Source organism: Roseibium sp. MMSF_3247 (assembly GCF_030733765.1).
In the GTDB taxonomy this organism is placed as follows: Bacteria; Pseudomonadota; Alphaproteobacteria; order Rhizobiales; family Stappiaceae; genus Roseibium.
In genome coordinates, this window is the sequence record NZ_JASHII010000003.1 from 385658 (window position 1) to 412309 (window position 26652).

Annotated in this window: 29 protein-coding genes; 16 read left to right on the forward strand and 13 right to left on the reverse strand. The window is 56.9% G+C overall.

The window, feature by feature from the left end:
- Positions 1–23: 23 nt before the first annotated feature.
- From RBB44_RS12135 to RBB44_RS12145, 3 genes are read right to left on the reverse strand one after another with little or no spacing between them, the layout of a single operon-like run.
- Positions 24–482 (reverse strand): OsmC family protein, encoded by a 459-nt coding sequence (locus tag RBB44_RS12135; RefSeq protein WP_306147623.1) that lies wholly within the window; start codon positions 480–482, stop codon positions 24–26.
- 6 nt (positions 483–488) lie between these two features.
- Entirely contained in the window at positions 489–1169 is a 681-nt protein-coding gene (locus tag RBB44_RS12140; protein ID WP_133951780.1) for a malonic semialdehyde reductase, read from the reverse strand.
- A complete protein-coding gene (locus tag RBB44_RS12145) occupies positions 1166–2047 on the reverse strand; it encodes a fumarylacetoacetate hydrolase family protein (RefSeq protein WP_306147624.1) in 882 nt (293 codons plus the stop codon). Before RBB44_RS12145 ends, RBB44_RS12140 begins: the two co-directional genes overlap by 4 nt.
- Positions 2048–2150: 103 nt before the next feature.
- Here RBB44_RS12145 and RBB44_RS12150 point away from each other — a divergent pair, with 103 nt between their 5' ends.
- Positions 2151–2537 (forward strand): YciI family protein, encoded by a 387-nt coding sequence (locus tag RBB44_RS12150; protein WP_306147625.1) that lies wholly within the window; start codon positions 2151–2153, stop codon positions 2535–2537.
- Between the two features lie 101 nt (positions 2538–2638).
- Positions 2639–3697 carry an MBL fold metallo-hydrolase gene (locus RBB44_RS12155; RefSeq protein ID WP_306147626.1) on the forward strand — a complete coding sequence of 353 codons (1059 nt, stop codon included), beginning with the start codon at positions 2639–2641 and terminating at the stop codon, positions 3695–3697.
- A 103-nt stretch (positions 3698–3800) separates the two neighbouring features.
- Here the strand turns inward: RBB44_RS12155 and RBB44_RS12160 are convergent, their stop codons facing one another.
- The 4 genes from RBB44_RS12160 to RBB44_RS12175 form a co-directional block, all read right to left on the reverse strand.
- Positions 3801–4667 (reverse strand): metal ABC transporter permease, encoded by an 867-nt coding sequence (locus tag RBB44_RS12160; protein WP_306147627.1) that lies wholly within the window; start codon positions 4665–4667, stop codon positions 3801–3803.
- Positions 4667–5569 carry a metal ABC transporter permease gene (locus RBB44_RS12165; protein ID WP_306147628.1) on the reverse strand — a complete coding sequence of 301 codons (903 nt, stop codon included), beginning with the start codon at positions 5567–5569 and terminating at the stop codon, positions 4667–4669. Before RBB44_RS12165 ends, RBB44_RS12160 begins: the two co-directional genes overlap by 1 nt.
- Positions 5566–6465 (reverse strand): manganese/iron ABC transporter ATP-binding protein, encoded by a 900-nt coding sequence (locus RBB44_RS12170; protein ID WP_306147629.1) that lies wholly within the window; start codon positions 6463–6465, stop codon positions 5566–5568. Before RBB44_RS12170 ends, RBB44_RS12165 begins: the two co-directional genes overlap by 4 nt.
- Before the next feature lie 73 nt (positions 6466–6538).
- Positions 6539–7396, reverse strand: coding sequence for a metal ABC transporter substrate-binding protein (locus tag RBB44_RS12175; RefSeq protein WP_306147873.1), 858 nt, complete (start codon positions 7394–7396; stop codon positions 6539–6541).
- A 229-nt stretch (positions 7397–7625) separates the two neighbouring features.
- Here RBB44_RS12175 and RBB44_RS12180 point away from each other — a divergent pair, with 229 nt between their 5' ends.
- From RBB44_RS12180 to RBB44_RS12225, 10 genes are all read left to right on the forward strand, one after another.
- Entirely contained in the window at positions 7626–8894 is a 1269-nt protein-coding gene (locus tag RBB44_RS12180; RefSeq protein ID WP_306147630.1) for an MHYT domain-containing protein, read from the forward strand.
- A gap of 423 nt (positions 8895–9317) precedes the next feature.
- Entirely contained in the window at positions 9318–10184 is an 867-nt protein-coding gene (locus RBB44_RS12185; protein ID WP_306147631.1) for a xanthine dehydrogenase family protein subunit M, read from the forward strand.
- Positions 10185–10207: 23 nt separating this feature from the next.
- A complete protein-coding gene (locus RBB44_RS12190) occupies positions 10208–10717 on the forward strand; it encodes a (2Fe-2S)-binding protein (RefSeq protein WP_371932245.1) in 510 nt (169 codons plus the stop codon).
- Complete coding sequence (locus tag RBB44_RS12195) at positions 10714–13134, forward strand: aerobic carbon-monoxide dehydrogenase large subunit (protein WP_306147632.1); 2421 nt, start codon at positions 10714–10716, stop codon at positions 13132–13134. The genes RBB44_RS12190 and RBB44_RS12195 overlap by 4 nt, the downstream gene beginning before the upstream one ends.
- 60 nt (positions 13135–13194) lie before the next feature.
- The gene (locus tag RBB44_RS12200) at positions 13195–13347 is read left to right on the forward strand and encodes a hypothetical protein (protein WP_306147633.1); all 153 of its coding nucleotides are present in this window, start codon (positions 13195–13197) and stop codon (positions 13345–13347) included.
- Positions 13348–13367: 20 nt separating this feature from the next.
- Positions 13368–14252 carry a MoxR family ATPase gene (locus tag RBB44_RS12205; RefSeq protein ID WP_306147634.1) on the forward strand — a complete coding sequence of 295 codons (885 nt, stop codon included), beginning with the start codon at positions 13368–13370 and terminating at the stop codon, positions 14250–14252.
- Between the two features lie 3 nt (positions 14253–14255).
- Positions 14256–15455, forward strand: a complete 1200-nt coding sequence (locus RBB44_RS12210; protein ID WP_306147635.1) for a VWA domain-containing protein — start codon at positions 14256–14258, stop codon at positions 15453–15455.
- Positions 15456–15474: 19 nt separating this feature from the next.
- Positions 15475–16347 carry an XdhC family protein gene (locus RBB44_RS12215; protein WP_306147636.1) on the forward strand — a complete coding sequence of 291 codons (873 nt, stop codon included), beginning with the start codon at positions 15475–15477 and terminating at the stop codon, positions 16345–16347.
- Between the two features lie 24 nt (positions 16348–16371).
- Positions 16372–16947 carry a carbon monoxide dehydrogenase subunit G gene (locus RBB44_RS12220; RefSeq protein ID WP_306147637.1) on the forward strand — a complete coding sequence of 192 codons (576 nt, stop codon included), beginning with the start codon at positions 16372–16374 and terminating at the stop codon, positions 16945–16947.
- Between the two features lie 56 nt (positions 16948–17003).
- Positions 17004–17189, forward strand: coding sequence for a hypothetical protein (locus RBB44_RS12225; RefSeq protein WP_306147638.1), 186 nt, complete (start codon positions 17004–17006; stop codon positions 17187–17189).
- A gap of 145 nt (positions 17190–17334) precedes the next feature.
- Here the strand turns inward: RBB44_RS12225 and RBB44_RS12230 are convergent, their stop codons facing one another.
- Positions 17335–18759: an aldehyde dehydrogenase family protein gene (locus RBB44_RS12230; RefSeq protein ID WP_306147639.1), complete on the reverse strand. Its 1425-nt coding sequence runs from the start codon at positions 18757–18759 to the stop codon at positions 17335–17337.
- 21 nt (positions 18760–18780) lie between these two features.
- A complete protein-coding gene (locus RBB44_RS12235) occupies positions 18781–19755 on the reverse strand; it encodes an NAD(P)-dependent oxidoreductase (RefSeq protein WP_306147640.1) in 975 nt (324 codons plus the stop codon).
- A 118-nt stretch (positions 19756–19873) separates the two neighbouring features.
- On the opposite strand from RBB44_RS12235, the gene RBB44_RS12240 reads away from it, so the two are divergent.
- Positions 19874–20749 (forward strand): LysR substrate-binding domain-containing protein, encoded by an 876-nt coding sequence (locus tag RBB44_RS12240; RefSeq protein WP_306147641.1) that lies wholly within the window; start codon positions 19874–19876, stop codon positions 20747–20749.
- A 6-nt stretch (positions 20750–20755) separates the two neighbouring features.
- Here the strand turns inward: RBB44_RS12240 and RBB44_RS12245 are convergent, their stop codons facing one another.
- Entirely contained in the window at positions 20756–21844 is a 1089-nt protein-coding gene (locus RBB44_RS12245; RefSeq protein WP_306147642.1) for a YeeE/YedE family protein, read from the reverse strand.
- A gap of 123 nt (positions 21845–21967) precedes the next feature.
- Here RBB44_RS12245 and RBB44_RS12250 point away from each other — a divergent pair, with 123 nt between their 5' ends.
- Positions 21968–22906 carry an MBL fold metallo-hydrolase gene (locus tag RBB44_RS12250; RefSeq protein ID WP_306147643.1) on the forward strand — a complete coding sequence of 313 codons (939 nt, stop codon included), beginning with the start codon at positions 21968–21970 and terminating at the stop codon, positions 22904–22906.
- Positions 22907–22998: 92 nt separating this feature from the next.
- Here the strand turns inward: RBB44_RS12250 and RBB44_RS12255 are convergent, their stop codons facing one another.
- From RBB44_RS12255 to RBB44_RS12265, 3 genes are all read right to left on the reverse strand, one after another.
- Positions 22999–24105 carry a YeeE/YedE family protein gene (locus RBB44_RS12255; RefSeq protein WP_306147644.1) on the reverse strand — a complete coding sequence of 369 codons (1107 nt, stop codon included), beginning with the start codon at positions 24103–24105 and terminating at the stop codon, positions 22999–23001.
- A 138-nt stretch (positions 24106–24243) separates the two neighbouring features.
- On the reverse strand, positions 24244–24603 hold the full coding sequence (locus RBB44_RS12260; RefSeq protein WP_306147645.1) for a helix-turn-helix transcriptional regulator: 360 nt from the start codon (positions 24601–24603) through the stop codon (positions 24244–24246).
- 95 nt (positions 24604–24698) lie between these two features.
- Positions 24699–24992: a transcriptional regulator gene (locus RBB44_RS12265; RefSeq protein WP_306147875.1), complete on the reverse strand. Its 294-nt coding sequence runs from the start codon at positions 24990–24992 to the stop codon at positions 24699–24701.
- Positions 24993–25182: 190 nt separating this feature from the next.
- Between RBB44_RS12265 and RBB44_RS12270 the strand changes: the two genes are divergently transcribed.
- Together RBB44_RS12270 and RBB44_RS12275 are read left to right on the forward strand one after the other, a co-directional pair.
- Positions 25183–25917, forward strand: coding sequence for a cytochrome c biogenesis CcdA family protein (locus tag RBB44_RS12270; protein WP_306147646.1), 735 nt, complete (start codon positions 25183–25185; stop codon positions 25915–25917).
- 22 nt (positions 25918–25939) lie between these two features.
- Complete coding sequence (locus RBB44_RS12275) at positions 25940–26536, forward strand: thioredoxin family protein (protein WP_306147647.1); 597 nt, start codon at positions 25940–25942, stop codon at positions 26534–26536.
- Positions 26537–26652: the final 116 nt, after the last annotated feature.

A 26652-nucleotide genomic window follows, 5' to 3' on the forward strand; every position in this document is an offset into this window, starting at 1 on the left:
TTCCTCCCAAAACATCAGAGACCTCAGGCCTTGACCCAAGTTGTCTCCATTGAGGTCCCCGACTGTTCAAACAGTTTGGACAGGGGACAGTACTTGGCGACTTCAGATCCGACGCGGTCGAGCTCCTCTTGCGAGACCGTACCATCGCTGGTCACCACCTGCCGCAACGCGACAAAGGGAACGTCGATCTCCTCCTCAAGAGTGACGCCCCGGCGATCGAATTCGCAGGTAATTTCGATTGTCAGGTGACCGATGTCGGCCCCCAGTTTGCTGGCACACTTGTGCCCGATTACATTTGTACAACCCGCCAGTGCGGCCATTGCAGCTTCTGTTGGCGCTGGTCCCAAGTTTGTGCCACCCCGCGCCTCCGGTTCATCGATCTGAAAGGTCAAGTCGCGTATGGCAACGTCTGTCCGTGAATGGCTGATGCCCAGCCCTTTGGCACGAAGCTTGACAACTGTTTTTTCTCTCAAGCTCGGCATGAGGCCTCACAAGAATTTGCAGGCGGTCTCAAACGGCAACCGCGGCAGTTTTTGGAACAACGCACTCTCATCCGCATATCCAAGATTACACAAGAAATTCGACTTCAACGTCGTGCCGGCAAAAAACTCCTCATCGACTATCTTGTTCGAAAAGCCGGACATGGCTCCCACATCAAGACCGAGGGCCCGTGCAGCGATCATGAAATAGGCGCCTTGCAACGTCCCGTTGCGGAATGCGGTCGTCTCGGAATGCTCGGGCTTCCCTTCGAAATGCGGCCTCCGGTCCTCGTGCGGAAACAGGAATGGCAGCTCTTTCCAGAAGTCCAGATCATGGGCAATGATCACAGCCACCGGTGCAGACATCATCTTGTCGATGTTCTTGTCCTTGAGCGACTTAGCCAGCCGCTCCTTTGCAGCCTGGCTCTCGATGAAGAAGAACCGCGCCGGACAGGTGTTCATGCTCGTTGGACCTGCAGCGGTGATCTCGTAAAGCAATTCAAGCGTGTCACGGGACACTGGCTTGTCCTGCCAGGCATAATGCGAACGCGCCTGGCGCAGGATCAAATCAATGCCGTCATCATCAAGTTTCGTGACTCGTTCGCGTAGGGACCGGACCACATCCTGGGCCTCAGCACGCAATGTTGCCAGAGCTTCTCCAACCGGTGCTTGCGACGCTGCCATTGTCATTCGGCGGCCTCCGTCGCGCGCATGTCTTCTTCAGCGACAATCGGATTTGCACAAATACCGATGCCTTCGATTTCGACTTCAACCACTTCACCCGGCCGCAGCCAGCGCTGAGGCGTCTTCGCGTGCCCCACGCCAGGGGGTGTCCCCATGGCAAGGTAATCACCCGGCTCCAGGGTCGTATATTCAGAGATGGTGGAGATCGTACGGGCCACGCTCCAAAGCATGTCGGACGTGGTCGCGCTTTGCAAAATTTCGCTGCCGACCCGGCTTTCGATCTTCAAGCCTTCAGCGCCCTTTGGCAGCTCGTCTGGCGTCACAACAACTGGACCCACGGGACCTGTGCCGTCAAAGTTCTTGCCAGGCGTCCATTGATGGGTTTTGCGCTGATATTCGCGAACGGAACCGTCGTTGAAAAGCGTGTAACCGAAGACGTGATCCAACGCGCTGTCTTCACTGATATGCCGGCCGCCTTTGCCGATGATCACCATAAGTTCGGCTTCATAATCGAGCTGCTCGGAACACGAAGGACGCACCATCGGAGCCCCGGCGGGGATCATTGACGTCATCGACCGCATGAAGAGCGCCGGATAGGTCGGCACATCATAACCGCCTTCCTTGATATGATCGACGTAATTCAACCCAAGGCAAATGATCTTGCCGGGTGCCGCCACCGGCAATTCCGGCGCAATCGCGGACAGATCAAAACTGGCACCTTCGTCTTTTTTGGCCACCAGTTCCGAAATATCCGCTGCGCCGGAAATCAAACCCATCAGATCATGGCCAACTTTGCGGTCCAGTGCCGTCAAGTTCCAAGCCTTTTGACCTTCGACCAGATAAACGCCCTGACCTCCGGGTCCGGTTCCCACAATGAAGCGCATGATTTCCTCGGTGTTAACGAATACAATCTCACTTTGACGACGTTTTTTTAGTTTGTCAAATAATATCGATTTTTTTATACTACTTCAAAATTGGAGGATAAAAATGCCCAAATGGCAGGAATATAAGCAGGTCGCCAAAGAGCGCGGTGCGCTTGCATTGGAGCTTTATGTCGTCAACACAAAGCCTGTCGGTCCGGGTGCAGACATTCCCGGGACCCTCCCAGATCACCTCGCATACCAGGCGCAGTTGGAAGCATCAGGCAGTCTCGCCTTTGCTGGTCCGGTCTCCGATGAAACCGGCGAAGAAATGCAGGGCGAAGGCATGATCATCTATCGAGCGACGTCTCTGGAAGAAGCTCGAGCGCTTGCTGATGGCGACCCGATGCATGCGCGCGGGGTTCGCAGCTACACACTCCGACGCTGGATGATCAATGAAGGCAGTTTCACGCTGTCGGTCGGTCTTTCGGCGAAAAAAACGAGTTTCTCGTAAGCAAAAATCGGCCGGCGCCGGGCAAAGCACGCAGCGCCGTCCAAAGGATCAAGAAAAACGGGACTCAAAGAAGGAAGAAACGAAACCATTGGGAGGAAACGATGTTTCGGGCACTGATTTCTGGATTACTGCTCAGCGCAGGCACCTTGATGGCGCCGCCCGCACTGGCAGAAAACTGTCTCAAAGTCACCTTAACCGGCACCCAAGGCGGACCACCTGTCTTTCAAGGACAGGCGGGTGCCGGTACTCTTGTGCAGTACGGCTCGGAAGAAAACAAATGCAATGACATGCGCTTGCAGTTCGATACCGGCCGTGGAACCACGCAGCGCCTGTCCCAGGCCGGTGTACCGGTCGGCAAAATCGATGCGATTTTCCTGAGCCATCTGCATTCCGATCACACCGAAGGCCTTGCAGACATGATGCAGCTGCGCTGGCACTTTAATTCTGGCGGGCCGAAGGTTGATCTGGTGTGCAGTGAGGAAACCAAATCTCCGCTTGGCTTCTCCTTAAGCTGCGAGCGCTTTGCCACACATATCGGAGATGCCTTGATCAACTCCGGTGAAATCGCCCAACGGCTTGCTGAAAACAAAAAACGCCTTCCCGGTGGCCCGGCCGAACTGATCAATGTCAAGGACTTCAAACCTCAAGATGAGGCCCAGGAAGTCTGGTCAAAAGGCGACGTTACAGTCAGCGCCATCCGGTCAACACACATCCCAGGACATGCTTCCTATCGGGTGGATACCCCTGCCGGCAGCGTGGTAATCGGCGGTGATGCAGGCAATGATGTGCGCAAGCCGCCGCGAGAGACATCTACATCAGGCCAGGTCGAAAAGCTGGCACAAGGTGCCGACATTGTCGTGCATTCCACGATCCACCCGGTCATGGGGCCAGACGGTGGCACGGGCTTCCCGCCACCGATTTATTTCCGTCAAAGCAATGCCACGGACCTTGGGCATCTAGCCCGCAGGGCCGGGGTAAAACACTTGATGCTCACCCATCTGATCCCGCCGGTCGGCGCCCCGCGTCAAGGCCCCTACAAACTCCCTGAAGGCGCATTGACCAACGAGGACTATACCGGAGCCGTAGCCGAAAGCGGTTTCGACGGCACCACGATTGTAGGCCAGGATCTTGTCTCGTTGACACTTCCGGTCAAAAACTGACCCGGTCAAAAGTCCAAAACGAAAAAGCCGTCCCGAAAGCTTCGGGGCGGCTTTTTTCGTCACTGTTCCTGAACGATTTCAAAGGAAACAAACGTTGTAAAATTCAAACCTCTTTGAGGGTCCTGTCCTCCTCAACCCTGCGCAAAGACATCTGCCGAGTAACAATTTGCCGGCGGATGAAGGCTGCAATGAACGCTGCTGTCAGGATTAGGACAATGGTCGGTGCCGGCGCACTGTCGATGAAAAAGCTCAAATACGTACCGGCAAGCATGGAGAGCATGCAGACAACCACGGACACCCAGAGCATCGTGCTGAATTTCCGCACAAGCAAGAATGCGATCGCGCCCGGTGCAATCACCAAACCAATGGCAAGGATCAGCCCGGTCGCCGAAAGGGTCGCAACGATCGTCAATGAGAGTGCAGCAAGCAGGCCATAGTGAAGCAAATTGACCGGCAGCCCCGAGGCCTGTGCCTGCGCGGCATCAAAGCTGTGAAGGACGAGATCCTTCCATTTCAAAACCAGACCACCTGCAACAACAAATGAGATGATGCCAGCGGTCCAGAGGTCCTGATTGCCAACACCGAGCATGTTGCCAAAGAGGATGTGGTCAAGGTGAGCGTTGGTTTCGACAGCCACATAGAGCACGATCCCAAGACCGAACATGCCGGAGAAAACAACACCCATAACGGTGTCCTGCTTTACCCGGCTGTTGGTCGAGAGATACCCAGTTGCCACAGCGCACACCATGCCGGCGGCAAAGGCACCCAGGATCAAGGGAAGGCCGACGATGTAGGCCAGCACAATGCCGGGAAGAACGGCATGACTGACAGCGTCACCCATCAGCGCCCATCCTTTCATGACCAAAAAACAGGACAACAGCGCGGTCGGAATCGAAACCAGAACGCAGATCAGGAACGCGTTCTGCATGAATGGGAATTTGAACGGCAGAAGAAGAAAATCGAGATCCATCACTGCGGCCCTCCGCCGGGCTGTCCTGGCAACACGGTATCAGAAGGACCATTGCGAAGCGCTTCAGATGCTTTCCGGCGCGCGGCCAAAAGGCCGTGTTTTGGCGCAAAGACAAAGGCAACAAGAAAGATCAGGGTCTGCAGCACCACGATGATCCCGCCGGTCGCTCCATTTAGAAAGTAGCTGATATAGGCACCGGAAAAACTGGTGACCGATCCGATCACGACAGACAGTGCGATCAGTCTTGGGAACCTGTCACACAAAAGATATGCCGTTGCACCCGGCGTGACCACCATAGCGATCACTAGAAACGCACCGACCGTCTGCATGGCCGCCACAACGGAGGCAGAAAGAAGTATGAAAAAAACAGCCTTCAGGAGTCCTGGTCGCAGACCAATGGTGCGCGCGTGGTTCTCGTCAAAGAAAGTGACCATAAGGTCCTTCCACTTGAGCAGCAGCACGCCCAGCGACACAAACCCGATAATCGCAAGCTGAAGCGTGTCTTCCGGTGTGATGGCCAGAATGTTGCCCATGGTGATCGTCTGGATCGAAACCGACATCGGATTGACCGACACAATGAAGAGGCCCAGTCCGAAGAATGAGGTGAAGATCAATCCGATGATCACATCGACTTTCAATCCGGACCGTTCCGACAGGAACAACATGGCTCCGGCAGCGAGCCCGCCGGCAATAAAAGCCCCAAGAGCAAAGGGCAATCCGAGGATATAAGCGCCGGCGACACCCGGCACGACAGAGTGCGAAAGAGCATCGCCAATCAAAGACCAGCCTTTGAGCATGAGATAGGCAGAAAGGAACGCACAAACGCCGCCGACAAGCGCGGAAACCCACATAGCGTTGGTCATATAGGCGTAGTTGAAGGGCTCAAGCAGAGTGGCAATCATGGCCGTTTCTCGGCCGTTTGCGTCTCATCTCCATATTGAACAAATGGGCGTTCATCATCGGTCAGGATAGTCACCTTCCGCTCATCCCCATCCGTGTGCAACGTCTGATCGCTGATGGTGAAATGCCGGAGAACGCCGCCAAAGGCCTGCTCCAGGTTCTCACGGGTGAACGTCGTTTCGGTGGGGCCAAAGGCTAGCACCGTTCCCTTGACGAGCACAGTGCGATCACAGAATTCCGGTACAGATCCGAGGTTGTGAGTGGAGACCAGCATCACACGTCCTTCGGCCCGCAATTCTCCAAGGAGTTCGATAATCTGTTCCTCGGTTTTCACGTCGACGCCCGTGAACGGTTCATCGAGCAGAATGACTTGGCCGTCTTGTGCCAATGCCCGCGCGAGGAACACACGTTTGCGCTGACCACCAGACAGTTCCCCGATCTGGCGCTTCCGGTAATCCTGCATGTTGACCCGGCTGAGCGCTTCGGCAACAGCATCGTGATCGGACTGTTTGGGACGGCGCAAGAACCCCATGTGGCCATACCGGCCCATCATGACGACGTCTTCAACCAGCACCGGAAAAGACCAGTCTACTTCTTCCGACTGCGGTACGTAGGCGACGAGGTTTTTGCGAAGCGCTTCTTTGACGCTCATGCCCAGAAGTTGAATGGTTCCCTTCGCAGCTGGCACAAAGCCCATGATAGCCTTGAAGAGTGTTGATTTACCGGCCCCGTTGACGCCGACGAGTGCGGTGACTGTGCCACGCGGGATCTCAAAACTGGCGTTCCAAAGCGCGGTATGGCCATTGCGGTAGGTTACGGTCACGTCCTCTGCGGAGATCCCGATATCTGACACCATGTTTGTCGATGCCAACTCCGGCTCCTCGATGACCTTCAACATTCAACAAATCCAATCATTACAAAATCCGGTCCGCCGGGGAAGAGCCGCGGCACCGAAAGGCGCCGCGGAAAAATCAATTGGTCGCGCTTTCGAGCCCTTTGGCGACCGTTGTTGAGGTCACCCGCAGAAGGTCGAGATAGGTCGGGACCTGCCCGTCGGCTTCGCTGAGTGAATCGACATAAAGCACCCCGCCATAACTCGCGCCAGTCTCCCGGGCGACCTGTTCAGCAGGCGCTGTGTTGACCGTGCTTTCACAGAAGACCACCGGGATGTTGTTGTCTTTTACGCCGTCGATAACCGAGCGGACCTGTTGCGGTGTCCCAACCTGATCAGCATTCATCGGCCATAGGTACAGTTCCTTCATGCCGAAATCGCGCGCAAGATAACTAAACGCACCTTCACAAGTCACAAGCCAACGCTTGTCTTCCGGAACTTGTGCGATTGTCTCACGAAGCGGTTCGATTACGCCACGCAACTGCTCTTTGTAAGCTTCCGCATTCTGTTTGTAGACGTCCGCGTTGGCCGGATCTTGAGCAGAAAAAGCAGCTGCAATGTTGTCGATGTAGACCTGCGCATTGTTGAGGCCCATCCAAGCGTGGGGGTTGGGCTTGCCCTCGTAGGACCCGCTTCTGATGGAAATCGGATCAATGCCGTCTGTCAGTGTCGCCGACGGAATGTCGCCGAGGTTTGACAGGAACTGTTCAAACCAAAGCTCCAGGTTCATGCCGTTCCACAGAATTAGGTCGGCATCGGAGGCCCGTACGATGTCCTGCGGCGTCGGTTCATACCCATGAATTTCAGCGCCTGGCTTGGTGATGGACACCACCTCAGCCGCATCACCGGCAACATTCGAGGCCATGTCGGCAATGACGGTAAAGGTCGTAACGACCTTCATCTTATCTTCCGCCCAAGCGCTCTGCCCGGACATCATCGCGACCGCTGCCACAGCAGCAAATAAAGCAGTCTTTTTCACTGAAACCTCACACAAGAAGTGTTTGACCCTGATGCAAGTGATATTGCAACTCATTCGCAAGTGTCAAGCTTATTGCGAATGAGTTGCATTAAAAACTGGAAACTTGGCCTGAGCCACTTCTTCACTTATCCTGTACTCAGAACACTGCTTCGTTCTAAGAATGGTGTTGAGTGGGAGGACGCTCACAATGACAGTGACGCACGAGCCCTGGCTCGTGGCGCTTTCCCTGATAATGGCGTTTCAGGGCAGCTTTGTTGGTTTGGGTTTGGCTGTCCAAGTCCGTACGTCGACTGAACCCCGTCGGCGCTTGCTGTTGGCCGGAGCCGCGCTCACACTCGCACTTGCGATTTGGTCGATGCATTTTGTCGGCATGCTCGCCGCCCGCCTGCCCGTCCTGACAGACTTTCTTGTATTGCCGACCCTTCTTTCCTTTCTCGTCTGTGTGCTGGTCGTCGGTATCGGCGTGTTTGCGGCCAGCAATCGCCAACTGACGCCCGTTCGCCTTGGGATCGCAGCCTTTGTCATGGGGGCCGGGATATGCACGATGCACTATCTAGGCATGTACGCGTTGCATCTCTCGTTAAGTCTGTCTCATGACACGGCCTATGTATTTGCCAGTTTCTTGATCGCCTTTAACGCCTCAGGCCTTGCGCTCTGGCTCTTATTCGGCCCCGGACGACGGCCACCAATGTTTTTTTCCGCTGTAGTGATGGCGCTTGCGATCTCTGCAATGCATTACATCGCGATGGCCGGCTTGACCGTTGAACCGCTTGTATCGCCAACACCCTCGTTGGCTCCGGCCCTAGACCCCGGAACTCTCGCCATTTTGGTGTCCTGTGTGGCTTTTCTTGTCTCCGGTCTTTTTCTGCTCAAGCTTGTCCCGGAACAGCCTCTTGAAGGGGATGAGGCTCCCCACTTTGATGATGAGCTTGCTTTGCAAGCGGCAACACCAGCGAGCCCTGCGGCTGCGGAAGCGAATTCCGGAGGTTCGTCTTCTGCCAAACCGGAGCAGACCTCCAAACGCACTGCCCATGGTTTACAGTCCGCCGCCACTCCGATCCAAGCGCAGAAATTGACGGCAAAAAGGATGCTGCCGATCGAACATGACGGTCAAAAAACTCAGATTGCCACAACGGAGATCGTGGCCATCCATGCAGATGCGCATTACACGAAGCTGTTCGACGGATCACGGGAGTATTTTTGTCCCTTATCCATAAGCGAAGCCGAGCGTCAGCTGGACAGCAAAACTTTCAACCGGGTGCACCGGAGCCACATCGTGAACCTTGCATGTGTCGCTTCCTTCAAGAGATCCGGTGATGGTGGCCTACTGGTCCTGCACGGCGACGCCGGGCAGACCGTACCAGTCAGCCGCTCTCGCTTAAGCCGTGTCAAATCCCAGCTCACGACGATGTCGGCGACCAACGCTCCAGAGCCCGACCCGGCTCCCGCTCACTAGCATCGTACTATCGGTTTCCTTCGGCAAAACGCCCAGCACGCAGTGCAACATACGCGTGCAAAGGCCGCATTTCGTGAACCAGAACGCTTTTCTGGCCTTTCGCTGCACAGCCACAGGTCAATCGGAAATTCGATATCCTTAAATTACTGACATTTCAAACAAATTTATCTCTACACCAAAGTCAAAAATATCGATTTTTTCACAAAAAGCGTCAGTAATGATGACGTAATTCGTGAGGGAATAAACGTATTCCGTGCATACTACTAGGTCATTTGTGCAGGTTTCCTTGAGAGTGCGCTGCAGCAACTGCGACGCTTATTGTCAAATGAGGCGCGTGGGAGAGCGCCGAACTCAAACGAAAGGGCCTGTCCAAATCTCGGACCAACGCCCAACCGTTTAAGCTGCATGAGGGAGGAGAAAGACGTGATCCCAGGTGAATTCACATATCACCGGCCAGCGACTGTCAAAGAAGCAGTAGCGATCCTGGCCGAACACGGCGATGAAGCCCGGCCCCTTTCCGGAGGCCACAGCCTGATCCCAATGATGAAGCTGCGCATGGCCGCGCCGGAGCATCTGATCGACCTCGGCGGTGTCGAGGGCCTCAAGGGTACTTCAGAAGACGCCGGCACTATCGTCATTGGAACGATGACCACCCAACATGAGATGATCCAGTCGGATCTCCTTGCCGCAAAACTTCCCATCATTCGCGAAACATCCCTGCTGATCGCCGATCCTCAAATCCGGTATCTCGGTACACTCGGTGGCAACGTCGCTAACGGCGATCCGGGCAACGACATGCCCGCCCTGATGCAATGCCTTAACGCAAGTTATGTGCTGACCGGCCCGGACGGCGACCGCGAAGTCGCTGCGCGCGAGTTTTACGAGGCCGCCTATTTCACGGCACTGGCGCCGGAAGAAATTCTGACCGCTGTTCGGATCCCGACACCGGCGACGGGCCATGGTTATGCTTATGAAAAACTGAAGCGCAAGGTGGGTGACTACGCTACCGCCGCCGCAGCAGTCGTCCTCACGATGAACGGCGGCACCGTCGCATCCTGTTCTATAGCCCTCACAAATGTGGCCGACACTCCGCTTTTTGCCGCTGAGGCAGGCGAGATCCTGACCGGGTCTGCTTTGGACGCAGAGACCGTGAAGAGAGCTGTCGCAGCCGCAGAGGCCATCACCGAACCGGCATCCGATGGACGCGGTCCAGCCGAATACCGCACGAAAATGGCGGGCGTGATGCTGGAACGCGCGCTGGCCCGCGCAGCAGAGCGCGCAAGCAGCTGACCGGGGACGAGGGAGAGACAAGAATGAGCGATATTGAACAAATCCCGGTCACCATGACCGTCAACGGCAAGAAGGTGCAGCGCTTCGTGGAGCCGCGCACGCTTCTGATCCACTTCCTGCGGGAAGATCTCGACATCACCGGCCCGCATATTGGTTGCGAAACATCCCACTGTGGGGCCTGCACCATCGAAATGAACGGCATGTCGGTCAAGGCCTGCACGATGTTCGCAGCGCAAGCCAACGGCGCAGATCTTACGACCGTCGAAGGCATGGCCAACCCGGACGGCACATTATCTGCGCTTCAGGAAGGTTTCCGGCAGATGCACGGTCTCCAGTGCGGCTACTGCACACCGGGCATGATCATGCGGGCGCATGTTCTCTTGAAGGAAAACCCGAACCCAACGGAAGACGAAATCCGCATGGGGATCGCCGGCAACCTGTGCCGGTGCACCGGATACCAGAACATCGTCAAAGCCATCCAGTATGCCGCCGCCAAACTCAACGGCGCTGATTTCCAGGAGGCTGCAGAATGAACGACATGACCCCTACACGGGAACAGCGGGAAGCAGCCCTCGAAGGCATGGGCTGCAAGCGCAAGCGCGTAGAAGACATCCGCTTCACGCAAGGCCAGGGCCAGTATGTGGACGATCTCAAACTGCCGGGCATGGTGTTCGGTGATTTCGTGCGCTCGCCCTACCCGCACGCAAAGATCACCAAGATCGATGCTTCAGAAGCGCTCAAGATCCCAGGCGTGATTGCCGTTTTGACGGCGGAAGACCTGAAGGGTGTAAACCTTGCCTGGATGCCGACACTTGCTGGTGACGTCCAGATGGTTCTGGCCGATGGCAAGGTCCTCTACCAGAACCAGGAAGTCGCCTTTGTCGTGGCGGAAAACCGCTATATTGCGGATGATGCCATCCAGCTCGTTGAAGTCGAATACGAAGAGCTGCCGGTGCTGATCGATCCGTTCAAGGCCATGGACCCGGACGCACCCGTCCTGCGGCCCGATCTTGAAGGCAAGACAGAAGGCGCACACGGACCGCGCGATCACCACAACCACATCTTCAAATGGCAAGTGGGCGACAAGGACGAAACCGCCAAAGCATTTTCCGACGCCGACGTCACCATCGAGGAGATGATCTCCTATCACCGCACACACCCGTCACCGCTGGAGACCTGCCAGTGTGTTGCGTCCATGGACAAGATGAAGGGAGAGCTGACGGTCTGGGGCACCTTCCAGGCGCCGCATGTTATCCGGACGGTTGCCTCGCTGCTGTCAACCATTCCGGAGCACAAGATCCATGTGATCGCGCCGGATATCGGCGGCGGCTTCGGCAACAAGGTGGGCGCTTACCCAGGCTACATCTGCTCAATTGTTGCGTCGATCGTCACAGGGGTTCCGGTGAAATGGGTTGAGGACCGGATGGAGAACCTCTCCACCACATCCTTTGCCCGCGACTATCACATGACCACGGAAATCGCCGCAAAGAATGACGGCACCGTGACCGGACTGAAAGTGCACGTGCTCGCCGACCATGGCGGTTTTGATGCCTGCGCCGACCCGTCCAAATGGCCCGCCGGGTTCTTCAACATCGTCACCGGCTCCTATGATTTCCCGACCGCCCATCTTGAGGTCGACGGGGTCTACACCAACAAGGCACCGGGCGGGGTTGCCTACCGCTGTTCCTTCCGGGTGACGGAAGCAGCCTACTGCATTGAACGGGCCATGGACATCCTGGCACAGAAGCTGGAGATGGACCCAGCCGATCTTCGTATGAAGAATTTCGTCAAGCAGGAACAGTTCCCATATCAGTCGGCACTCGGCTGGGAGTATGACAGCGGCGACTACCACACGGCCATGCAAAAGGCGATGGACACCATCGGCTACCGCCAGCTGCGCGAAGAACAAAAAGCCAAACAAGAGGCCTTTAAACGCGGAGAAACTCGCGAAATCATGGGCATCGGCATTTCGTTCTTCACCGAAATTGTCGGCGCCGGCCCGTCGAAGAACTGTGACATCCTCGGTGTTGCCATGTTCGACAGTGCGGAAATCCGTGTCCATCCGACAGGCTCGGTGATCTCGCGCATGGGCACAAAATCCCAGGGCCAGGGCCATGAGACCACCTGGGCCCAGATCATCGCGACCGAGATCGGTATCCCGGCTGACGATATCATGGTCGAGGAAGGCAACACGGATACGGCGCCTTATGGTCTCGGGACCTACGGCTCACGGTCGACGCCGGTCGCGGGTGCTGCTATAGCGCTTGCTGCGCGGAAAATCCGCAACAAGGCCCAGATGATCGCGGCGCACATGCTGGAAGTCTCCGAGTACGACCTGGAGTGGGACATCGACGGGTTCCAGGTGAAAGGCAATCCGCAGGCCCGCAAGTCGATGAAGGAAATTGCCTGGGCAGCCTACAACGCTCCACCGCCGAACATGGAGCCAGGTCTGGAAGCGGTCAGCTACTATGACCCGCCCAACATGACCTATCCGTTCGGCGCGTACTTCTGTGTCATGGACATCGATGTCGATACGGGCGTTGCCAAGACACGGCGGTTCTACGCACTGGACGATTGTGGCACCCGCATCAACCCGATGATCATCGAAGGACAGGTGCATGGCGGTTTGACCGAGGCATTCGCCATCGCGATGGGCCAGGAAATTCGATACGACGAAAACGGCAATGTCATGGGCGCATCGTTCATGGACTTCTTCCTGCCAACCGCCGTAGAAACGCCGCATTGGGAAACCGATCACACGGTCACCCCGAGCCCGCATCACCCGATTGGTGCCAAGGGGGTCGGTGAAAGCCCGAACGTCGGCGGCGTTCCGGCCTTCTCCAACGCGGTCAACGATGCGTTCCAGTTCCTGGGCTCAACGCACATCCAGATGCCGCATGATGCCTGGCGTGTCTGGCAGGCGGCCAAGGATCTTGGCGCGCACAGCTAAGCCCAATCGAATGGGATCTCCCTCCCGGGGCCGGGAGGGGGACAATTCAAGGACGATTTTATGACACTCACTGATGCGCTGCAGGCCGATAATCTGCTTCTTCCAATCAATGCACCGTCCCGGCGTGTGTTCGAAATCGCCGTCGCGAATGGTTTTGTGGTCTGGCCGAAACCGGCCAACGAAAAATCTGAAAAGGCGCTGGCGTCCAGCTGACTGGCCCAGCCGAACAGACCATGACGACCCAGACAAAAGACACACTCGCCGAAGCGCTCGCTGCCACCGGATATGTTGCAGACAATGGCCTTGCCATGGCCCTTCTCCTCACCGAGATGCTGAACAGGCCTTTGCTTCTGGAAGGGGAAGCCGGGGTCGGTAAAACGGAAGTCGCCAAAGCGCTCGCAAAGCTGGACCACACGGATCTGATCCGTTTGCAATGCTATGAGGGCCTGGACCGTTCCGACGCGATTTACGAATGGAACTATCAGCGCCAACTGCTTGCCATCAAGGCACGGGAAGGTGCCGGCGACGATGCGGACACCGTTGAAGAGGCGGTGTTTTCCGAAAAGTACCTTCTGGAACGTCCCCTTCTGGCTGCAATCCGCCAGGACAAGGCACCGGTCCTTCTGATCGATGAAGTCGACAGGGCCGATGAAGAATTCGAGGCGTTCCTATTGGAACTCCTGTCCGACTTTCAGGTCTCCATTCCCGAACTCGGCACCATCGAAGCCAAAAGCATTCCCCGGGTCATCCTGACTTCGAACGGAACACGGGAGCTGTCCGATGCACTGCGCCGCCGGTGCCTTTATCACTATGTCGATTACCCAGACACCAGCCGCGAAGCGCGCATTCTTTCGAGCCGGGTAGAGGGACTGGACACTGCGCTTGCCCTGCAAATCGCCGAACTGATGGGCAAGTTGCGCAAGGAAGACCTGATGAAGGTGCCGGGCGTCGCAGAAACCATCGACTGGGCGGCTGCCCTTGTCGGCCTCGGCACAAAAAATCTGCATGAGCAGCGTGAGACGGTTTTCGATACTCTGGTCTGTGTTCTGAAGACACGCGAAGACCAGGCCCGCATTACTCCGGAAGTCACCGACCGGCTTCTTGGAAAGGTGGCCTGAGCCATGACTTCCGTTCATCTTGACAACCATGACGATCTCGGCGCTGCAGTCAGGATCCGCCTTGCCGGGTTCGTGCGTTCCTTGCGCGACAGCGGCTACAAGGTGGGTCTTGGCGAGACGGAAGATGCCATCCGGCTGCTTCGCTCCGATGCCATCAAACGTCCCCACAGGTTGAAAGAAGCGTTTCGGGCGCTTTTCTGTGGCCGGCTTTCGGATTGGAAGAAATTCGACGAACTTTTCGATGCCTATTGGCTTGGGCGCGGCGTCAAATCTGGCATCAAGGTCTCCGGCAGCAGTTCCAAGAAGACCATGAAAACCATTCGCGAGATGGTTGATGCCCAAGGACGGCGTCAGGACACAATTGCAGGCGATGTTGACCGGGTTCCGGGCGAAGAGGACGAACCCAGCGACGAGGCACCGTCGGGACGCCGGGAGGGCGCCAGCATTGCCGACCACCTCGGCAAGACCGATTTCCGGAACATCCATGATCCGGAACAAATGGCCAAGGCCCATGAGCTCGCGGAAAAACTCGCCAAAGCCATGCGGATCCGCCTCACACGCCGGGACAAGCAAAAGCGCAAGGGCCCACGGCTCGACTTGCGCAAGACGATCCGTCACTCGATCGCCCACGGCGGCACACCCATCGAGTTGATCCACAAGGGGCCGCGCGCGCGCCAGCTCCGCCTTGTTGTCCTGCTCGATGCTTCCGGGTCGATGAGCAATTACACCGGTGTCTTTACACGGTTCGTGCACGGCCTGCTCGACAACTTCCGGGAGGCCGAGGCCTTCCTGTTCCACACCCGGCTTGTACATGTCTCATCCGCACTTTCAGAACGGGATGCAACGCGCGCCCTCGACCGGATGAGGCTGATGGCCCAGGGCATCGGCGGCGGCACGAAGATCGGTGAGGCTCTGGCGGATTTCAACAGGTCCCATGCAGCCCGTGTCATCCACTCACGGACCTGCGTGATGATCCTTTCCGATGGCTATGACACCGGAGCGCCGGACCAGCTCGGCGAAGAGATGGCCCGTCTGCGCAAACGCTGTAAGCGGATCGTCTGGCTCAACCCCATGATCGGGTGGGATGGCTACGAGCCGGTAACCGGCGGGATGCAGGCCGCCCTGCCCCATGTCGATCTGTTTGCGCCAGCCCATAATCTCGACAGCCTGGCCGCCCTTGAACCTTATCTTGAACGCCTGTGATGCGATGGGAGAGACACCGATGAAACACTCTGCCCCTGAAACACTGAGCGCTGCACACCAAGCCTCGGCGAGCGATGTTTCCGCTTTGGCGGAGCAACTGCGGCAAGATGCAGAACCCTATGCACTGGCGACAGTCGTCCGAACCATTTCGGTGACTGCCGCAAAAGCGGGCGCAAAGGCCGTTATTGCCGCAGACGGCAGCATCGCAGGGGGGTGGATCGGTGGCGGCTGCGCCCGGTCCGCCGTCATCAAGGCTGCGAAGGCTGCCATTGAGGACGGCGAGACAAAGCTGATTTCCATTCAGCCCGAAGACCTGCTGGCGGAACTTGGCGTTGAAGCTGGAGACAACCGGCAAGGGGTCCAGTTTGCCAGGAACATGTGCCCAAGCCAGGGCACGATGGACATCTTTGTCGAACCGGTATTGCCACGCCCCAAGCTGCTTATCTTGGGTGCCAGTCCGGTGGCCGCCGCCCTTGCGCAGCAGGGGCCTAACATCGGCTTTGAGTGTATTGCTCATGCCCCGCTCGAAGACCTGAGTGCATTCCCAGAGTTTTGTGATCTCAAAGACGGTTTTGACATCCCCGAGAACAGCAATGCCGAGCGCTATCTCGTGGTCTCCACGCAAGGGCGCGGTGATTTGGCGGCGCTTCAGTCCGCCCTTGCTGCAAACTCGAAACACATCGCCTTTGTCGGAAGCCACAGGAAAATCGCCCATCTGAAATCCAAGCTGCGCGAAAAGGGTATCAGCGAGGAACGCCTTGACCGGATAGACGGTCCCGCCGGGCTCGACCTTGGTGCGATCACGCCGGAAGAAATCGCCCTTTCGATCCTTGCCGAACTCTTGATGGTCCGCCGCAAGGGCCAACGCGGGACCGACGTTCATCACATTTGAAGTCACAGACGGAGTAAAAGACCCATGCAAATGACCGACAGCCAACGGATCGAAGCGCCCCGCGAAACGGTTTGGGCGGCGCTGAACGACCCGGAAGTTCTGAAGGAATCCATCCCCGGCTGCGAAGAGTTGATCAAGCACTCCGACACCGAACTGGAAGCCAAAGTGAAGCTGAAGGTCGGCCCGGTGAAGGCAACATTCGGCGGCAAGGTAGAACTGCTCGATCTCGATCCGCCGAACGGGTATCGCATTGAGGGCGAAGGCTCCGGCGGTGTCGCCGGTTTTGCACGCGGCGGCGCGAAAGTTCAACTGGAGGCAGATGGGCCGGATGCCACCATTTTGCACTACGAGGTGGACGCAAAAGTTGGCGGCAAGCTCGCGCAGCTCGGCGCCAGGCTGATCGATTCCACGGCCAAGCGACTGGCTGGTGAGTTCTTCACTGCGTTCGCGGAACAAGTCGCCCCGAGCACACCAGAAGAGGCTGAAGAAGGCATAGACGCTCACAGTGACACAGACGCGTCCAAGGAAAAGAAAGGCTGGCTTGGCGGTCTGTTTGGCGGAAAGAAAACCGAAGAAACACCCCAGGAAGCAGCCGAGTGACCGGCCTGGGAAATGTCACGCAATGTGAACCACTGAAACTGGAAAGAAGTGAGCTGATGACCGCACAGACCTTGAGCTGGAAGGCCGCCGTGGATGAAGTCCGGCAAGACCCTTCATTGATGCTGGCACTTGGTACCGGCGCAACTCTGACCGCGTTTCTGGCAACCGTTCACGCCTGCTGCCTCGGCCTTGCAACACCGCCAATCGCCGCGCTCCTGCAGATCTGTTCTGCGGCGGGGTGACTGGCCTTCAAAGAGCTTTGTCGGTTCAATCACCCAGAACTCACGATTGGCAGTCCCGGTCCTGAGCCGGGACCAATTCATGCAACGCAGAGACCCCGGCTCAAGGCCGGGGCGGCGCTAGCGGCGGATGTCAGGATGATTAAACTCAGGCCGTGATCGCCTTGAGCTCCAGAAAATCTTCCAGACCGAACTGGCCGAATTCGCGGCCGTTGCCGGACTGCTTGTACCCGCCGAAGGGAACGTCGTAGTCAATGCCCGCGCCGTTGATATAGACGTTTCCAGCGCGCAGTTTTCGAGCGACCCTAGCAGCTCGCTCCGGATCTCCGGTCTGGATATAGGCGGCCAGACCATAGGGGGTGTCGTTGGCAATGCGGATTGCGTCTTCTTCCGTCTCAAATGGCAAGACCGCAAGCACCGGCCCAAAGATTTCTTCCCGCGCAACATGCATGTCGTTGGAGACGTCCACAAAGATGGTTGGCCGGACGTAGTAGCCGGTTTCCAGCCCTTCGGGCTTTCCAGCACCGCCGGCAAGCAGTTTGGTGCCTTCCTTGATGCCCGCCTCGATATGGCCTTGGATCCGCTCATATTGCAGCTGGCTCACGACCGGCCCGATGTGATCTCCATCCTGCTCCGGATCGCCGACAGCCGTCTCGCCGGCAAATTGTTTGGCCAGCGCGAGGACTTCATCGTAGACAGACCGCTCGACCAGTAGCCGGGTTGGCGCGTCGCAAGACTGGCCGGAGTTGGCAAAACAACCTTCGACTGAAAACCGGACGGCGGTTTCAAGGTCAGCATCGGCAAACAGGATATTCGCCGATTTCCCACCGAGTTCCAGCGCAACGCGTTTGACAGTCGCCGCTGCGTTCCGGGAGACGGATGTGCCGGCCCGTGTCGACCCGGTAAAAGACACCATGTCGATTTCGGGGTGTGACGACATCGGCACCCCGATCTCGAGACCATCCCCGTTGACCAGATTGAAGACCCCTTTGGGGCAGCCAGCCTCGTGCAGGATCTCGGCAAATAGCATCGCCGAGAGCGGCGCAATTTCGCTCGGTTTCAGGACCATCGTGCATCCAGCGGCAAGTGCTGGCGCGACCTTTGCGGCTATCTGATTGATCGGCCAGTTCCAAGGAGTGATGAGACCACAAATACCGATCGGCTCATCCCGCAAGGTACTGCCACCGCGCGGGCTTGGCCGCTCCCATTGATGGGATTTGAGCGCTTCAAGCGTAGCCTCAAAATGACCGGAACCTGAGGGTGTCTGCTGTTCACGGGCAAATTTGGCTGGCGCCCCCATTTCAAGGCGGATCGCCTCATCCATTTCAACGGACCGGCGATTGTAGATTTCGATGATCCGTTCAAACAGAGCAACACGCTCTTCAACCGGACTCTCACCCCAGGTTTGAAAGGCTGATTTGGCCGCGGCGACCGCCTTGTTCAGGTCAGCCTCGCCTCCCAAAGAGATGACCGCAACCGGCAGCTCCGTTGCCGGATTGATGACATCGAAGTCTTTGGCTTCAGTTGGAGCAACCCATTGCCCATCGATATAAAATTGGCGTTTATCAAGCATTTCAGTCAGATCACTCCAGACTCATTCCGCCGCGATGGCAACCGCAGCTGTTGGTCTGACTTCGTACCCCGGTTCTTCCGGCTCGTCATCTTCCATTTCGGCCGGAAAGCCATCTCCAAGGATCGTGAGTCCTGTCGCATCCTCCAGCCGCTTGATGATGTTCGGCGACAGCTCGCGAGGACCATAGCGGGAGATGCCATCAGCGAAGATCTGGTTCAACAGGGGTGACAGCTCGAGCGGGACGCAGTGTTCCTCGGCAATCGACTGGAACAATCCGATATCCTTGGCAACCAGATCCATTGTAAAGGAAATATCCCGGGACCCATTGAGGATGACCTGGCCTTCGGTTTCATGCACGAAGGAAGTCCCAGATGAGATCTTGATCGCCTCATAGGCCGTGTTGAGATCCATACCAGCCGCCTTGCAGGTGGTTAAAGCTTCACAGACGGAGACAAGGTTCGCGGTCGCCAGATAATTCGTGACCACTTTCAACACCGAAGCCGACCCGATGTCACCTGTGTGCAGAACCCGGCGTCCCAGCACAGTCAGGAAAGGCAGGGCCTTTTCAAAGGTCTCCCGGCTGCACCCGGCGAAGATCGATATATTGCCGGTGGCCGCCCGGTGGCATCCGCCTGAAACCGGGCATTCAATGGCCGCACCGCCCTTTTCTGTTACAAGCCCGGCAAGCCGTTTGACTTCGCTGGCATCCGTTGTCGACATTTCCGCCCAAATGGTGCCTGGACCAATGCCTTCAAGAATACCATCCGGCCCCTCGACAACTGCAGCACAGGCGGCCGGACTTGGCAGACAAGTAATCACCACATCGCAGTCTTGAGCTAGCTGTTTCGGACTTTGCCCCTTTTGGGCGCCAAGCGCGGCAAACTTCGGGATGAGATTTTCATCGAGATCGAGAACCGTGAGATCAAAACCATTGCGCAAGATGCTTCCAGCCAGTTTGCCGCCAACATTGCCAAGACCGATAAACCCTACATGCATGTCCGCCTCTCCGAAGTTACAAGGCCAATTCAGATGGCGGAAAGGATTCCTGAACCAGTACAAAAAGAAAAACGAATAAATAGATGGACATTCCTATAATTTTTTTATCAATAAGAAGATGTCCATTCTTCCAAATCTGATGTGGCTCAGAAGCTTCGAGACGGCCGCCCGGCTCGGCAGTTTCACAGCGGCCGCCGATGACCTGGGCCTCACCCAGGCCGCCGTCAGCACACATATCCGCAACTTGGAGAGCCAGCTCGGGCATGCGCTGTTTCTCCGCTCGACGCGCAAACTCGCTCTGACCGAAATCGGAAAGGCCTATTTGCCCTCCGTACGCAAGGCAATTGACGAGCTGTCTTTGTCAACGGCAGGTCTTTTCGGGGCACGCCAGTCCGGGACTGTCACCCTGCGGGCACCAATCTCAACGACGGTTCTGGTGGTCGCGCCACAATTGCCTATATTTTTAGAGCAACATCCGACAATCAAGGTTCGCCTCCTGTCTGCCATCTGGGCAGAGACAGTTTTAGAGACCGAAGTCGATATCGACATTCGACTTGGCATCGGCAAATGGCCAGACGGCCACGCAGACCTTCTGGCAATGGACACAATCATTCCCGTCTGCGCCCCCTTGCTTGCCGAAGCCATAGACACGCCCAATACGCTTCTGGAGACACCGCTCATCCACATTCTAGGTTTCGAGGATCACTGGGACCGATACTTTGAAAGATGTGGCCTGGAACGCCCAAAGGGGCAGCGACGGGTAACTGTCGACACCACGCTTGCAGCTGTTGAGCTGGCAGCAGCAGGTGCTGGAGTCGCTCTCATCCTGGAGCGGGCTGCGATCCGGCTGGAAGAGGCTGGGCGGCTCAAGATTCCCTTGGACATTCGTATTCCACTCGGACAAGACCATTACCTTGTGGAACGGGATCATTCAGCAAGAACACGTCCTGAAGTGGAGACGGTGAAAGCCTGGCTAAGGACAATCCTCACATAGCCTTGCTTAAGACGTTCCAACGACCGGCTGCGCAGGTGCGGTCTTGGCCGGACGGCCATTCAATGCAAAGTCGGTCAATCCCGCAGATAGCCAGATCGCCGAGAGCGTAGTCCAGGCAGTCACCGCGAAAACTGAGGCCCCGGTGATACCCGCGCCAACGGCACAGCCGCCGGCCAGCATGCCGCCAAAGCCCATCAGCGCTGCACCCGTTCCATAGCGGGCCATAGACCGGCCACCTTCAAAGCCTTGAAGCTCCAGTTCGCGGGAAAAAAGTGCAGCGAGGAACGAGCCGGCAAAAACGCCGGGAACAAGTCCGATACCAAAATCGAGCGCAGACTGCGCGGGCGACAAGAACAGCATCAGCGTATCAGCCGAGGGGCCGGTAAAGGTGATGCCCTCGATCTGCACCGGCTCAAACGCCTGACTGGCAACGGAAGCTGTGAACCACCATGCGAGCGGTACGGCAAGCCCCGCTCCGCACGCTGCAATTGCTTGCCAAAGGGGTGTTTTGGCCTTGATCGCAATCACAATCCCGGCCCCCAACCAAAGCAATGCAAAACCAAGTACGACTGTCTGCGACAGCCCTAAATGTGCAATCAAATCATTCCCGCCGATGTCCGCCGTTGTCCAGAGCCCGGCGAACCATTCGCGCAAGGGTTTCAAGATACCCCTCAGGCTGGCTTGGGCAATCACCGCAAAGACCAGTCCGGACAGAAGCGCCCGCAAGTTGCCGGTCGCAGAGAGGACGAGAAGCCGGCTGGCGCACCCCCTAGCCAAGACCATTCCAATGCCAAACATCACGCCGCCCAGCGCCGCACCAGAGAGACTTTGCGGAGAGGCGAGTTGACGGGCTTCTTGCGATGGCACTTCGCCGAAGCCAACAAGCAGCTGCGTTCCAAGAAGTGCTGCGGAGAACGCAAACAGCCAGATTGATAAGCGAACGCCAAAAACACCGTGCGCAAAGTCAAGCGCTGCAGCCCTCAAACAGAACCGGCTTTGCTGCGCGAACCCGCCAAACAAAGCACCGGCCAGAAAGCCGCCCGCAGTCAAAATCGCAGGTTCTGAAAATCGATCCAGAAAGTAGGTCAAATCCATCGTTTTCTACCGATTAGCCGGTGTTGGATCTGCAACACTTGCCTGCCTCTTTCCCTATCTGCATTGACGTTTCTCAAGGAAACATAGATAAATTCATAAATTTGAATATGTGGAGGACTACGCATGCCGGTTGCCTTGAAAGAACACCCCTCGCGCCGCTTTTTGCTAAAGGCCGGACTCGGCATAGGAGCAGCTGCGATCACGGGCCTCCGCCCTTCCTTTGCAGCCTCGGACCCCATAAAACTCGGCGGCAATGAGGTCAGCGTCTTTTCTGACGGCAACTTGAGCCTACCGATGAATTTCCTTCTGCCTGAGCAAAGCCCGGAGGAGATTCAGGCACTGTTGAAACCTCATGGCCTGCCAACCGATATAGCATCACCGGACTGCAACATCACCCTCCTGCGCCAAGACGACCGGCTTGTTCTGTTCGATGCAGGCGCCGGAGCCAACTTCCAGCCCAGCGCAGGCGAGCTGTTATCCGGTCTCGAAGAGGCCGGCATTGATCCTTCAGACGTGACCGATGTGATCTTCACCCATGCGCATCCGGATCATCTCTGGGGCATTCTCGATGACTTTGATGATGTGCTTTATCCAGAAGCGACGCTCTGGGTGCCGCAAGCTGAATGGGACTATTGGCGCGCCGATGACACGCTGGCGAAGACACCGGAAGCCCGTAAAAGCTTCGTCGTCGGGGCGCAGGCACGCTTTGAGGCCATCGAAGACCAGGTGCAGATGGTCACGCCTGGCATGGAAGTCGTACCCGGTGTTGAAGCTGTCGACACGTCCGGTCATACACCGGGTCACACGTCCTATATGATCCATGGAGATGGCGAATCCGTTCTGGTCTTGGGGGATGCAATCACCAATTCAGTGATTTCCTTCGAGAAGCCCGACTGGGTGTCTGGATCGGATCAGGACCCGCAAAAGGGTATAAAAACACGGAAGGCTCTTCTGGATCGACTGGCCACGGACCAAACGCAATTGATCGGCTTTCATCTGCCGGACATGGGCATCGGCCGCGTCGAGCGTGCCGGGTCTGCCTACAAGTTCGTGGCGGGGTGAAGCTGTGAAGCCGCCTCGGCCTTGAGCCAGGGCCTCAATAATGGTCCCGGTTCACAACCGGGACTGCACTAGTCCGTACAACTCCGCTGCCGCTATTCCGCTGGATGACGATGATCGGCGCCGTCACTCCGCCGGAAAGCCGCCAGGGCGGAGCCTTCGACGAGCCACGCGAGACCTACCCGGGCGCCGAATGCCATGGATAGCATCACGATCGGTGCCGAGATCGCCATGGTGGAAAAACCCGTAATGCCCTGCCCAACGGTGCAGCCCATCGCGAAAACACCGCCGATGCCCATAAGTGTACCGCCAAGAATGTGACGCCCGAGTTCCCGGGCATCATCACAAGCTTCCCAGCGGATATCGCGATTCCAGAGAGCCGCAAGAACCGCACCAGTGAGCGTGCCTGCGATCAGTCCGACACCATAGTCGGGCCAAACACCGGTGTAGGTGATCAGCTGCAGAATACTGTCTCCAACCGGCACAACGAAGGACCCTGCCTCGATCTGCACAGGGTCAAAGGAATTTGCGGCTACGTAAGTTGTGGCCCACCAGCCGAACGGGATGACCAGACCGATCCCAACGGCAGAAGCGATTTTGGCCCGGGCACTGCGATAGGCCTTGTCCTTGAATATCCAGCCCAGTCCGATCCCAATCATGAGAAGCGCGACCAGCCACCGCAGATCGAAACCAGCCAGACTGGAGGCAATATCGCCCATGGACTGACTGCCGGCGGCCGTGAAGGTAATCATTTGATCATCAACCAATGGCACCCGAATGATCCCGACGATCCCGCGCTGAGCGGCCAATGCGGCCAGTCCGATGACGGTCAGAACCACCAGAGCTCTCAGACTGCCGCCACCAAGGCGCAGCACGGCGCCAAACCCGCATGTGCCAACCAAGGCCATGCCGAGGCCGAACATCGCCCCACCGAGAATGGCACCGGTCCAGGGGAATCCCGGGTCGAGATAAAAGGAAGCGCCAGTGTTGGCGAGACCGAATGCGACAAGCACCTGCGTTCCAATCAACGCAACCACGGCTGCAAGCACCCAGGTTCTTAGGCCGGAACTGTCTCCGGCATACCAGTGCCGCTCCAGCGCGGACAGGGTGCAAAAATGTGTGGCGCGGCCAATAAATCCAAGAAAGCATCCGGCAAGAACGCCGAATACAGGCAACACAAGCGTCAGGTCTAATTCAGGCATTGTTGGCTGCCGTTACCGGCCCCTCGTCGCGTCCCCCCAAAGGCTACTCTCCGGTGGCTCTTTTTAGAGAGTAACAAGGGGGATAAGGCTCTTCAACGCTCAAGCGTGCTGCAATGCACGCGGCAGCATAGTCCAAGCTTACTGATTATCGCTGGGCTGTGGCCTGACCTCCTTGCAGAAAAGATCATACAAGGTGGAGATGATGGAGCTGACCTCATCATCAACCAGACTGTAGTAAATCATCCGGCCTTCGCGCCGTGTCTGCACAAGACCCTCAAGACGCAATCGGGCGAGCTGCTGTGACACTGCCGCTTGCGGCACAGTGAGGATATCTTCCAGTTCTGAAACGGATTTCTCTCCTTCAGACAACAGGCACAAGATCACAAGACGCACTTCATGGGACAGTGCTTTCAAAAGATCACTTGCCTTGCGCGCCTGACCCATCAACTGGTCAAAGTCTTCGGCGCTCATATCCTTCTTGAAGACGGGCAGGTTCATCGAACGTTTCAGTATCCGTACAGGTCCAGCGAAAAACTACTGCAGCGCAGCAATTCTGCGCTCATTCAGGTAGATGATGCAAGTGGCAGCAATAATCAACTGCCGCTTTTTCTGTGTTCCTCCAATTTGTCGAGCATATCGCCGAGCAATGGCCAAAAGAAATGCTCACCGGGATACCCGCGGAGCCGTGCGATCTCCTCGCCATCTTCAACTAGGATGAACGTCGGAGTCAGGCGCTCGCGTTGAATACTGTCCAGATCTTCCGGCCAGCCATCCGTGATATCCACACGGCGCAGGGGCGCGCGCTTGCCCTCATCGGTTTTCGGGTAGGCAACGCCGATCTCTTCATTCCAGATCATGCACCAGGAACAACCCGGTTGTTCAACCATGATCAACTCTGCTGCAATCCCGGGCCTGGGAAGCGCAGCAAGTCCGGTAAAAAAGGCGCACGCAACCAGCGCTCCCACAACATTCAAACGACGCACTTGCCATTCTCCGTGTTTTCTGTGATTGCAATATATATGACTTTTTGAATATTTTAAACAAAACACAAAGTCGTCATGTCTGGGAGGACACTTTATGCTCGAGGTTTCGTGGGGCGCGGCCTTTCTGGCGGGATTGCTATCCTTTGTGTCGCCCTGCGTCCTGCCAATCGTACCACCCTATTTGTGTTACCTCGCCGGCGTGAGCGTGGACGAGCTGAAGGGGGAGGCGGCAACGGCTGCCACCGGACGCCGGGTGGTCCTGGCCGCAATTGCATTCGTGCTCGGCTTCTCTGCCGTGTTCGTGGCGCTTGGAGCAACCGCGAGCGTGATCGGTCAATCTATCGCGCGCTATTACGATGTTCTGTCCTACATCGCCGGCACGATCATCATTATCATGGGTCTGCACTTTCTCGGCATTTTCCGGATCGGACTATTGTTCCGCGAGGCAAGAGTTCACGTGGAGACCAAACCGGCTGGTCTGGTCGGTGCATTCATCATGGGGCTCGCCTTCGCATTTGGCTGGACGCCCTGCGTCGGGCCAGTGCTGGCAGCAATCTTGTTTGTTGCCGGATCCTCGCAAACGACCTGGCATGGCGCAGGCCTTCTGGCCGTCTACGCCTTAGGCATCGGTATCCCGTTCATTCTCGCGGCAGCCTTTGCAAGCCAGTTTCTGGGCTGGGCCAGTCGCTTCCGCAAACATATGGGCACCATCGAAAAAATCATGGGCGGGTTCTTGGTCTTGACCGGAGTTCTGTTCATCACCGGCCAGATGTCCGCCATTGCCTTCTGGTTGTTGGAAACATTTCCGGTTTTCTCACAAATCGGCTGAGCGTATCTGGGAGGAGTTCGACATGCATCAGATCATCAAATCAATCGCGGCGGCAGCGGTCTGCTTAACGCTGAGCCACACTGCAGGCCTTACCGCAACCCTCGGCGAAGACGGGCTCCACAAACAACCCTGGTTCACCATCACTTTCAAGGATATCGCAGAAGACATTGAAACAGCATCCGACGAGGGAAAACGTCTCGCCTTGGTATTCGAGCAACGCGGATGCATCTACTGCAAGGCGATGCATGAGAAGCTCCTGAGTGACCCGGAAGTGACGGACTACATCAAAGAGCACTTCATGGTTGTGCAATACAACATGTTCGGCGACGAAGAAGTCATCGACATTGACGGAGAAGAGCTGACCGAGAAGACCGCCGCCCGAAAATGGGGCTATGTGTTCACACCGACAATCGTCTTTCTTCCAGACGAAATACCGGAAGATGGAACGGTCGCGGATTCGGCGGTTGCGACAATGCCCGGATCATTCGGAAAGTGGACATTCCTGAATATGTTCCGCTGGGTGAACGAAAAAGGCTACGAGAGTGACGAACACTTTCAGAAGTATCACGCTCGTATAATCAATGAGTTACGTGACCAAGGCCGTCTTGGAGGGGACTAAAACTTGCACAAATTTGAAAGTCCGCAAAAAGGCGTATTGCATAACATATGCAAAAAATCATATCTTTTAATGTGAGGAGAACAGATGGACCGTGGAAATGAGTCCATCTTGGGTAC

What these genes read in the sequence shown, in the direction of transcription:
- RBB44_RS12135 (WP_306147623.1), bottom strand. Translation starts at nt 482, where the DNA reads ATGCCGAGCTTGAGAGAAAAAACAGTTGTCAAGCTTCGTGCCAAAGGG.
- RBB44_RS12140 (WP_133951780.1), bottom strand. Translation starts at nt 1,169, where the DNA reads ATGACAATGGCAGCGTCGCAAGCACCGGTTGGAGAAGCTCTGGCAACA.
- RBB44_RS12145 (WP_306147624.1), bottom strand. Translation starts at nt 2,047, where the DNA reads ATGCGCTTCATTGTGGGAACCGGACCCGGAGGTCAGGGCGTTTATCTG.
- RBB44_RS12150 (WP_306147625.1), top strand. Translation starts at nt 2,151, where the DNA reads ATGCCCAAATGGCAGGAATATAAGCAGGTCGCCAAAGAGCGCGGTGCG.
- RBB44_RS12155 (WP_306147626.1), top strand. Translation starts at nt 2,639, where the DNA reads ATGTTTCGGGCACTGATTTCTGGATTACTGCTCAGCGCAGGCACCTTG.
- RBB44_RS12160 (WP_306147627.1), bottom strand. Translation starts at nt 4,667, where the DNA reads ATGGATCTCGATTTTCTTCTTCTGCCGTTCAAATTCCCATTCATGCAG.
- RBB44_RS12165 (WP_306147628.1), bottom strand. Translation starts at nt 5,569, where the DNA reads ATGATTGCCACTCTGCTTGAGCCCTTCAACTACGCCTATATGACCAAC.
- RBB44_RS12170 (WP_306147629.1), bottom strand. Translation starts at nt 6,465, where the DNA reads ATGTTGAAGGTCATCGAGGAGCCGGAGTTGGCATCGACAAACATGGTG.
- RBB44_RS12175 (WP_306147873.1), bottom strand. Translation starts at nt 7,396, where the DNA reads ATGATGTCCGGGCAGAGCGCTTGGGCGGAAGATAAGATGAAGGTCGTT.
- RBB44_RS12180 (WP_306147630.1), top strand. Translation starts at nt 7,626, where the DNA reads ATGACAGTGACGCACGAGCCCTGGCTCGTGGCGCTTTCCCTGATAATG.
- RBB44_RS12190 (WP_371932245.1), top strand. Translation starts at nt 10,208, where the DNA reads ATGAGCGATATTGAACAAATCCCGGTCACCATGACCGTCAACGGCAAG.
- RBB44_RS12195 (WP_306147632.1), top strand. Translation starts at nt 10,714, where the DNA reads ATGAACGACATGACCCCTACACGGGAACAGCGGGAAGCAGCCCTCGAA.
- RBB44_RS12200 (WP_306147633.1), top strand. Translation starts at nt 13,195, where the DNA reads ATGACACTCACTGATGCGCTGCAGGCCGATAATCTGCTTCTTCCAATC.
- RBB44_RS12205 (WP_306147634.1), top strand. Translation starts at nt 13,368, where the DNA reads ATGACGACCCAGACAAAAGACACACTCGCCGAAGCGCTCGCTGCCACC.
- RBB44_RS12210 (WP_306147635.1), top strand. Translation starts at nt 14,256, where the DNA reads ATGACTTCCGTTCATCTTGACAACCATGACGATCTCGGCGCTGCAGTC.
- RBB44_RS12215 (WP_306147636.1), top strand. Translation starts at nt 15,475, where the DNA reads ATGAAACACTCTGCCCCTGAAACACTGAGCGCTGCACACCAAGCCTCG.
- RBB44_RS12220 (WP_306147637.1), top strand. Translation starts at nt 16,372, where the DNA reads ATGCAAATGACCGACAGCCAACGGATCGAAGCGCCCCGCGAAACGGTT.
- RBB44_RS12225 (WP_306147638.1), top strand. Translation starts at nt 17,004, where the DNA reads ATGACCGCACAGACCTTGAGCTGGAAGGCCGCCGTGGATGAAGTCCGG.
- RBB44_RS12230 (WP_306147639.1), bottom strand. Translation starts at nt 18,759, where the DNA reads ATGCTTGATAAACGCCAATTTTATATCGATGGGCAATGGGTTGCTCCA.
- RBB44_RS12235 (WP_306147640.1), bottom strand. Translation starts at nt 19,755, where the DNA reads ATGCATGTAGGGTTTATCGGTCTTGGCAATGTTGGCGGCAAACTGGCT.
- RBB44_RS12240 (WP_306147641.1), top strand. Translation starts at nt 19,874, where the DNA reads ATGTCCATTCTTCCAAATCTGATGTGGCTCAGAAGCTTCGAGACGGCC.
- RBB44_RS12245 (WP_306147642.1), bottom strand. Translation starts at nt 21,844, where the DNA reads ATGGATTTGACCTACTTTCTGGATCGATTTTCAGAACCTGCGATTTTG.
- RBB44_RS12250 (WP_306147643.1), top strand. Translation starts at nt 21,968, where the DNA reads ATGCCGGTTGCCTTGAAAGAACACCCCTCGCGCCGCTTTTTGCTAAAG.
- RBB44_RS12255 (WP_306147644.1), bottom strand. Translation starts at nt 24,105, where the DNA reads ATGCCTGAATTAGACCTGACGCTTGTGTTGCCTGTATTCGGCGTTCTT.
- RBB44_RS12260 (WP_306147645.1), bottom strand. Translation starts at nt 24,603, where the DNA reads ATGAACCTGCCCGTCTTCAAGAAGGATATGAGCGCCGAAGACTTTGAC.
- RBB44_RS12265 (WP_306147875.1), bottom strand. Translation starts at nt 24,992, where the DNA reads ATGGTTGAACAACCGGGTTGTTCCTGGTGCATGATCTGGAATGAAGAG.
- RBB44_RS12270 (WP_306147646.1), top strand. Translation starts at nt 25,183, where the DNA reads ATGCTCGAGGTTTCGTGGGGCGCGGCCTTTCTGGCGGGATTGCTATCC.
- RBB44_RS12275 (WP_306147647.1), top strand. Translation starts at nt 25,940, where the DNA reads ATGCATCAGATCATCAAATCAATCGCGGCGGCAGCGGTCTGCTTAACG.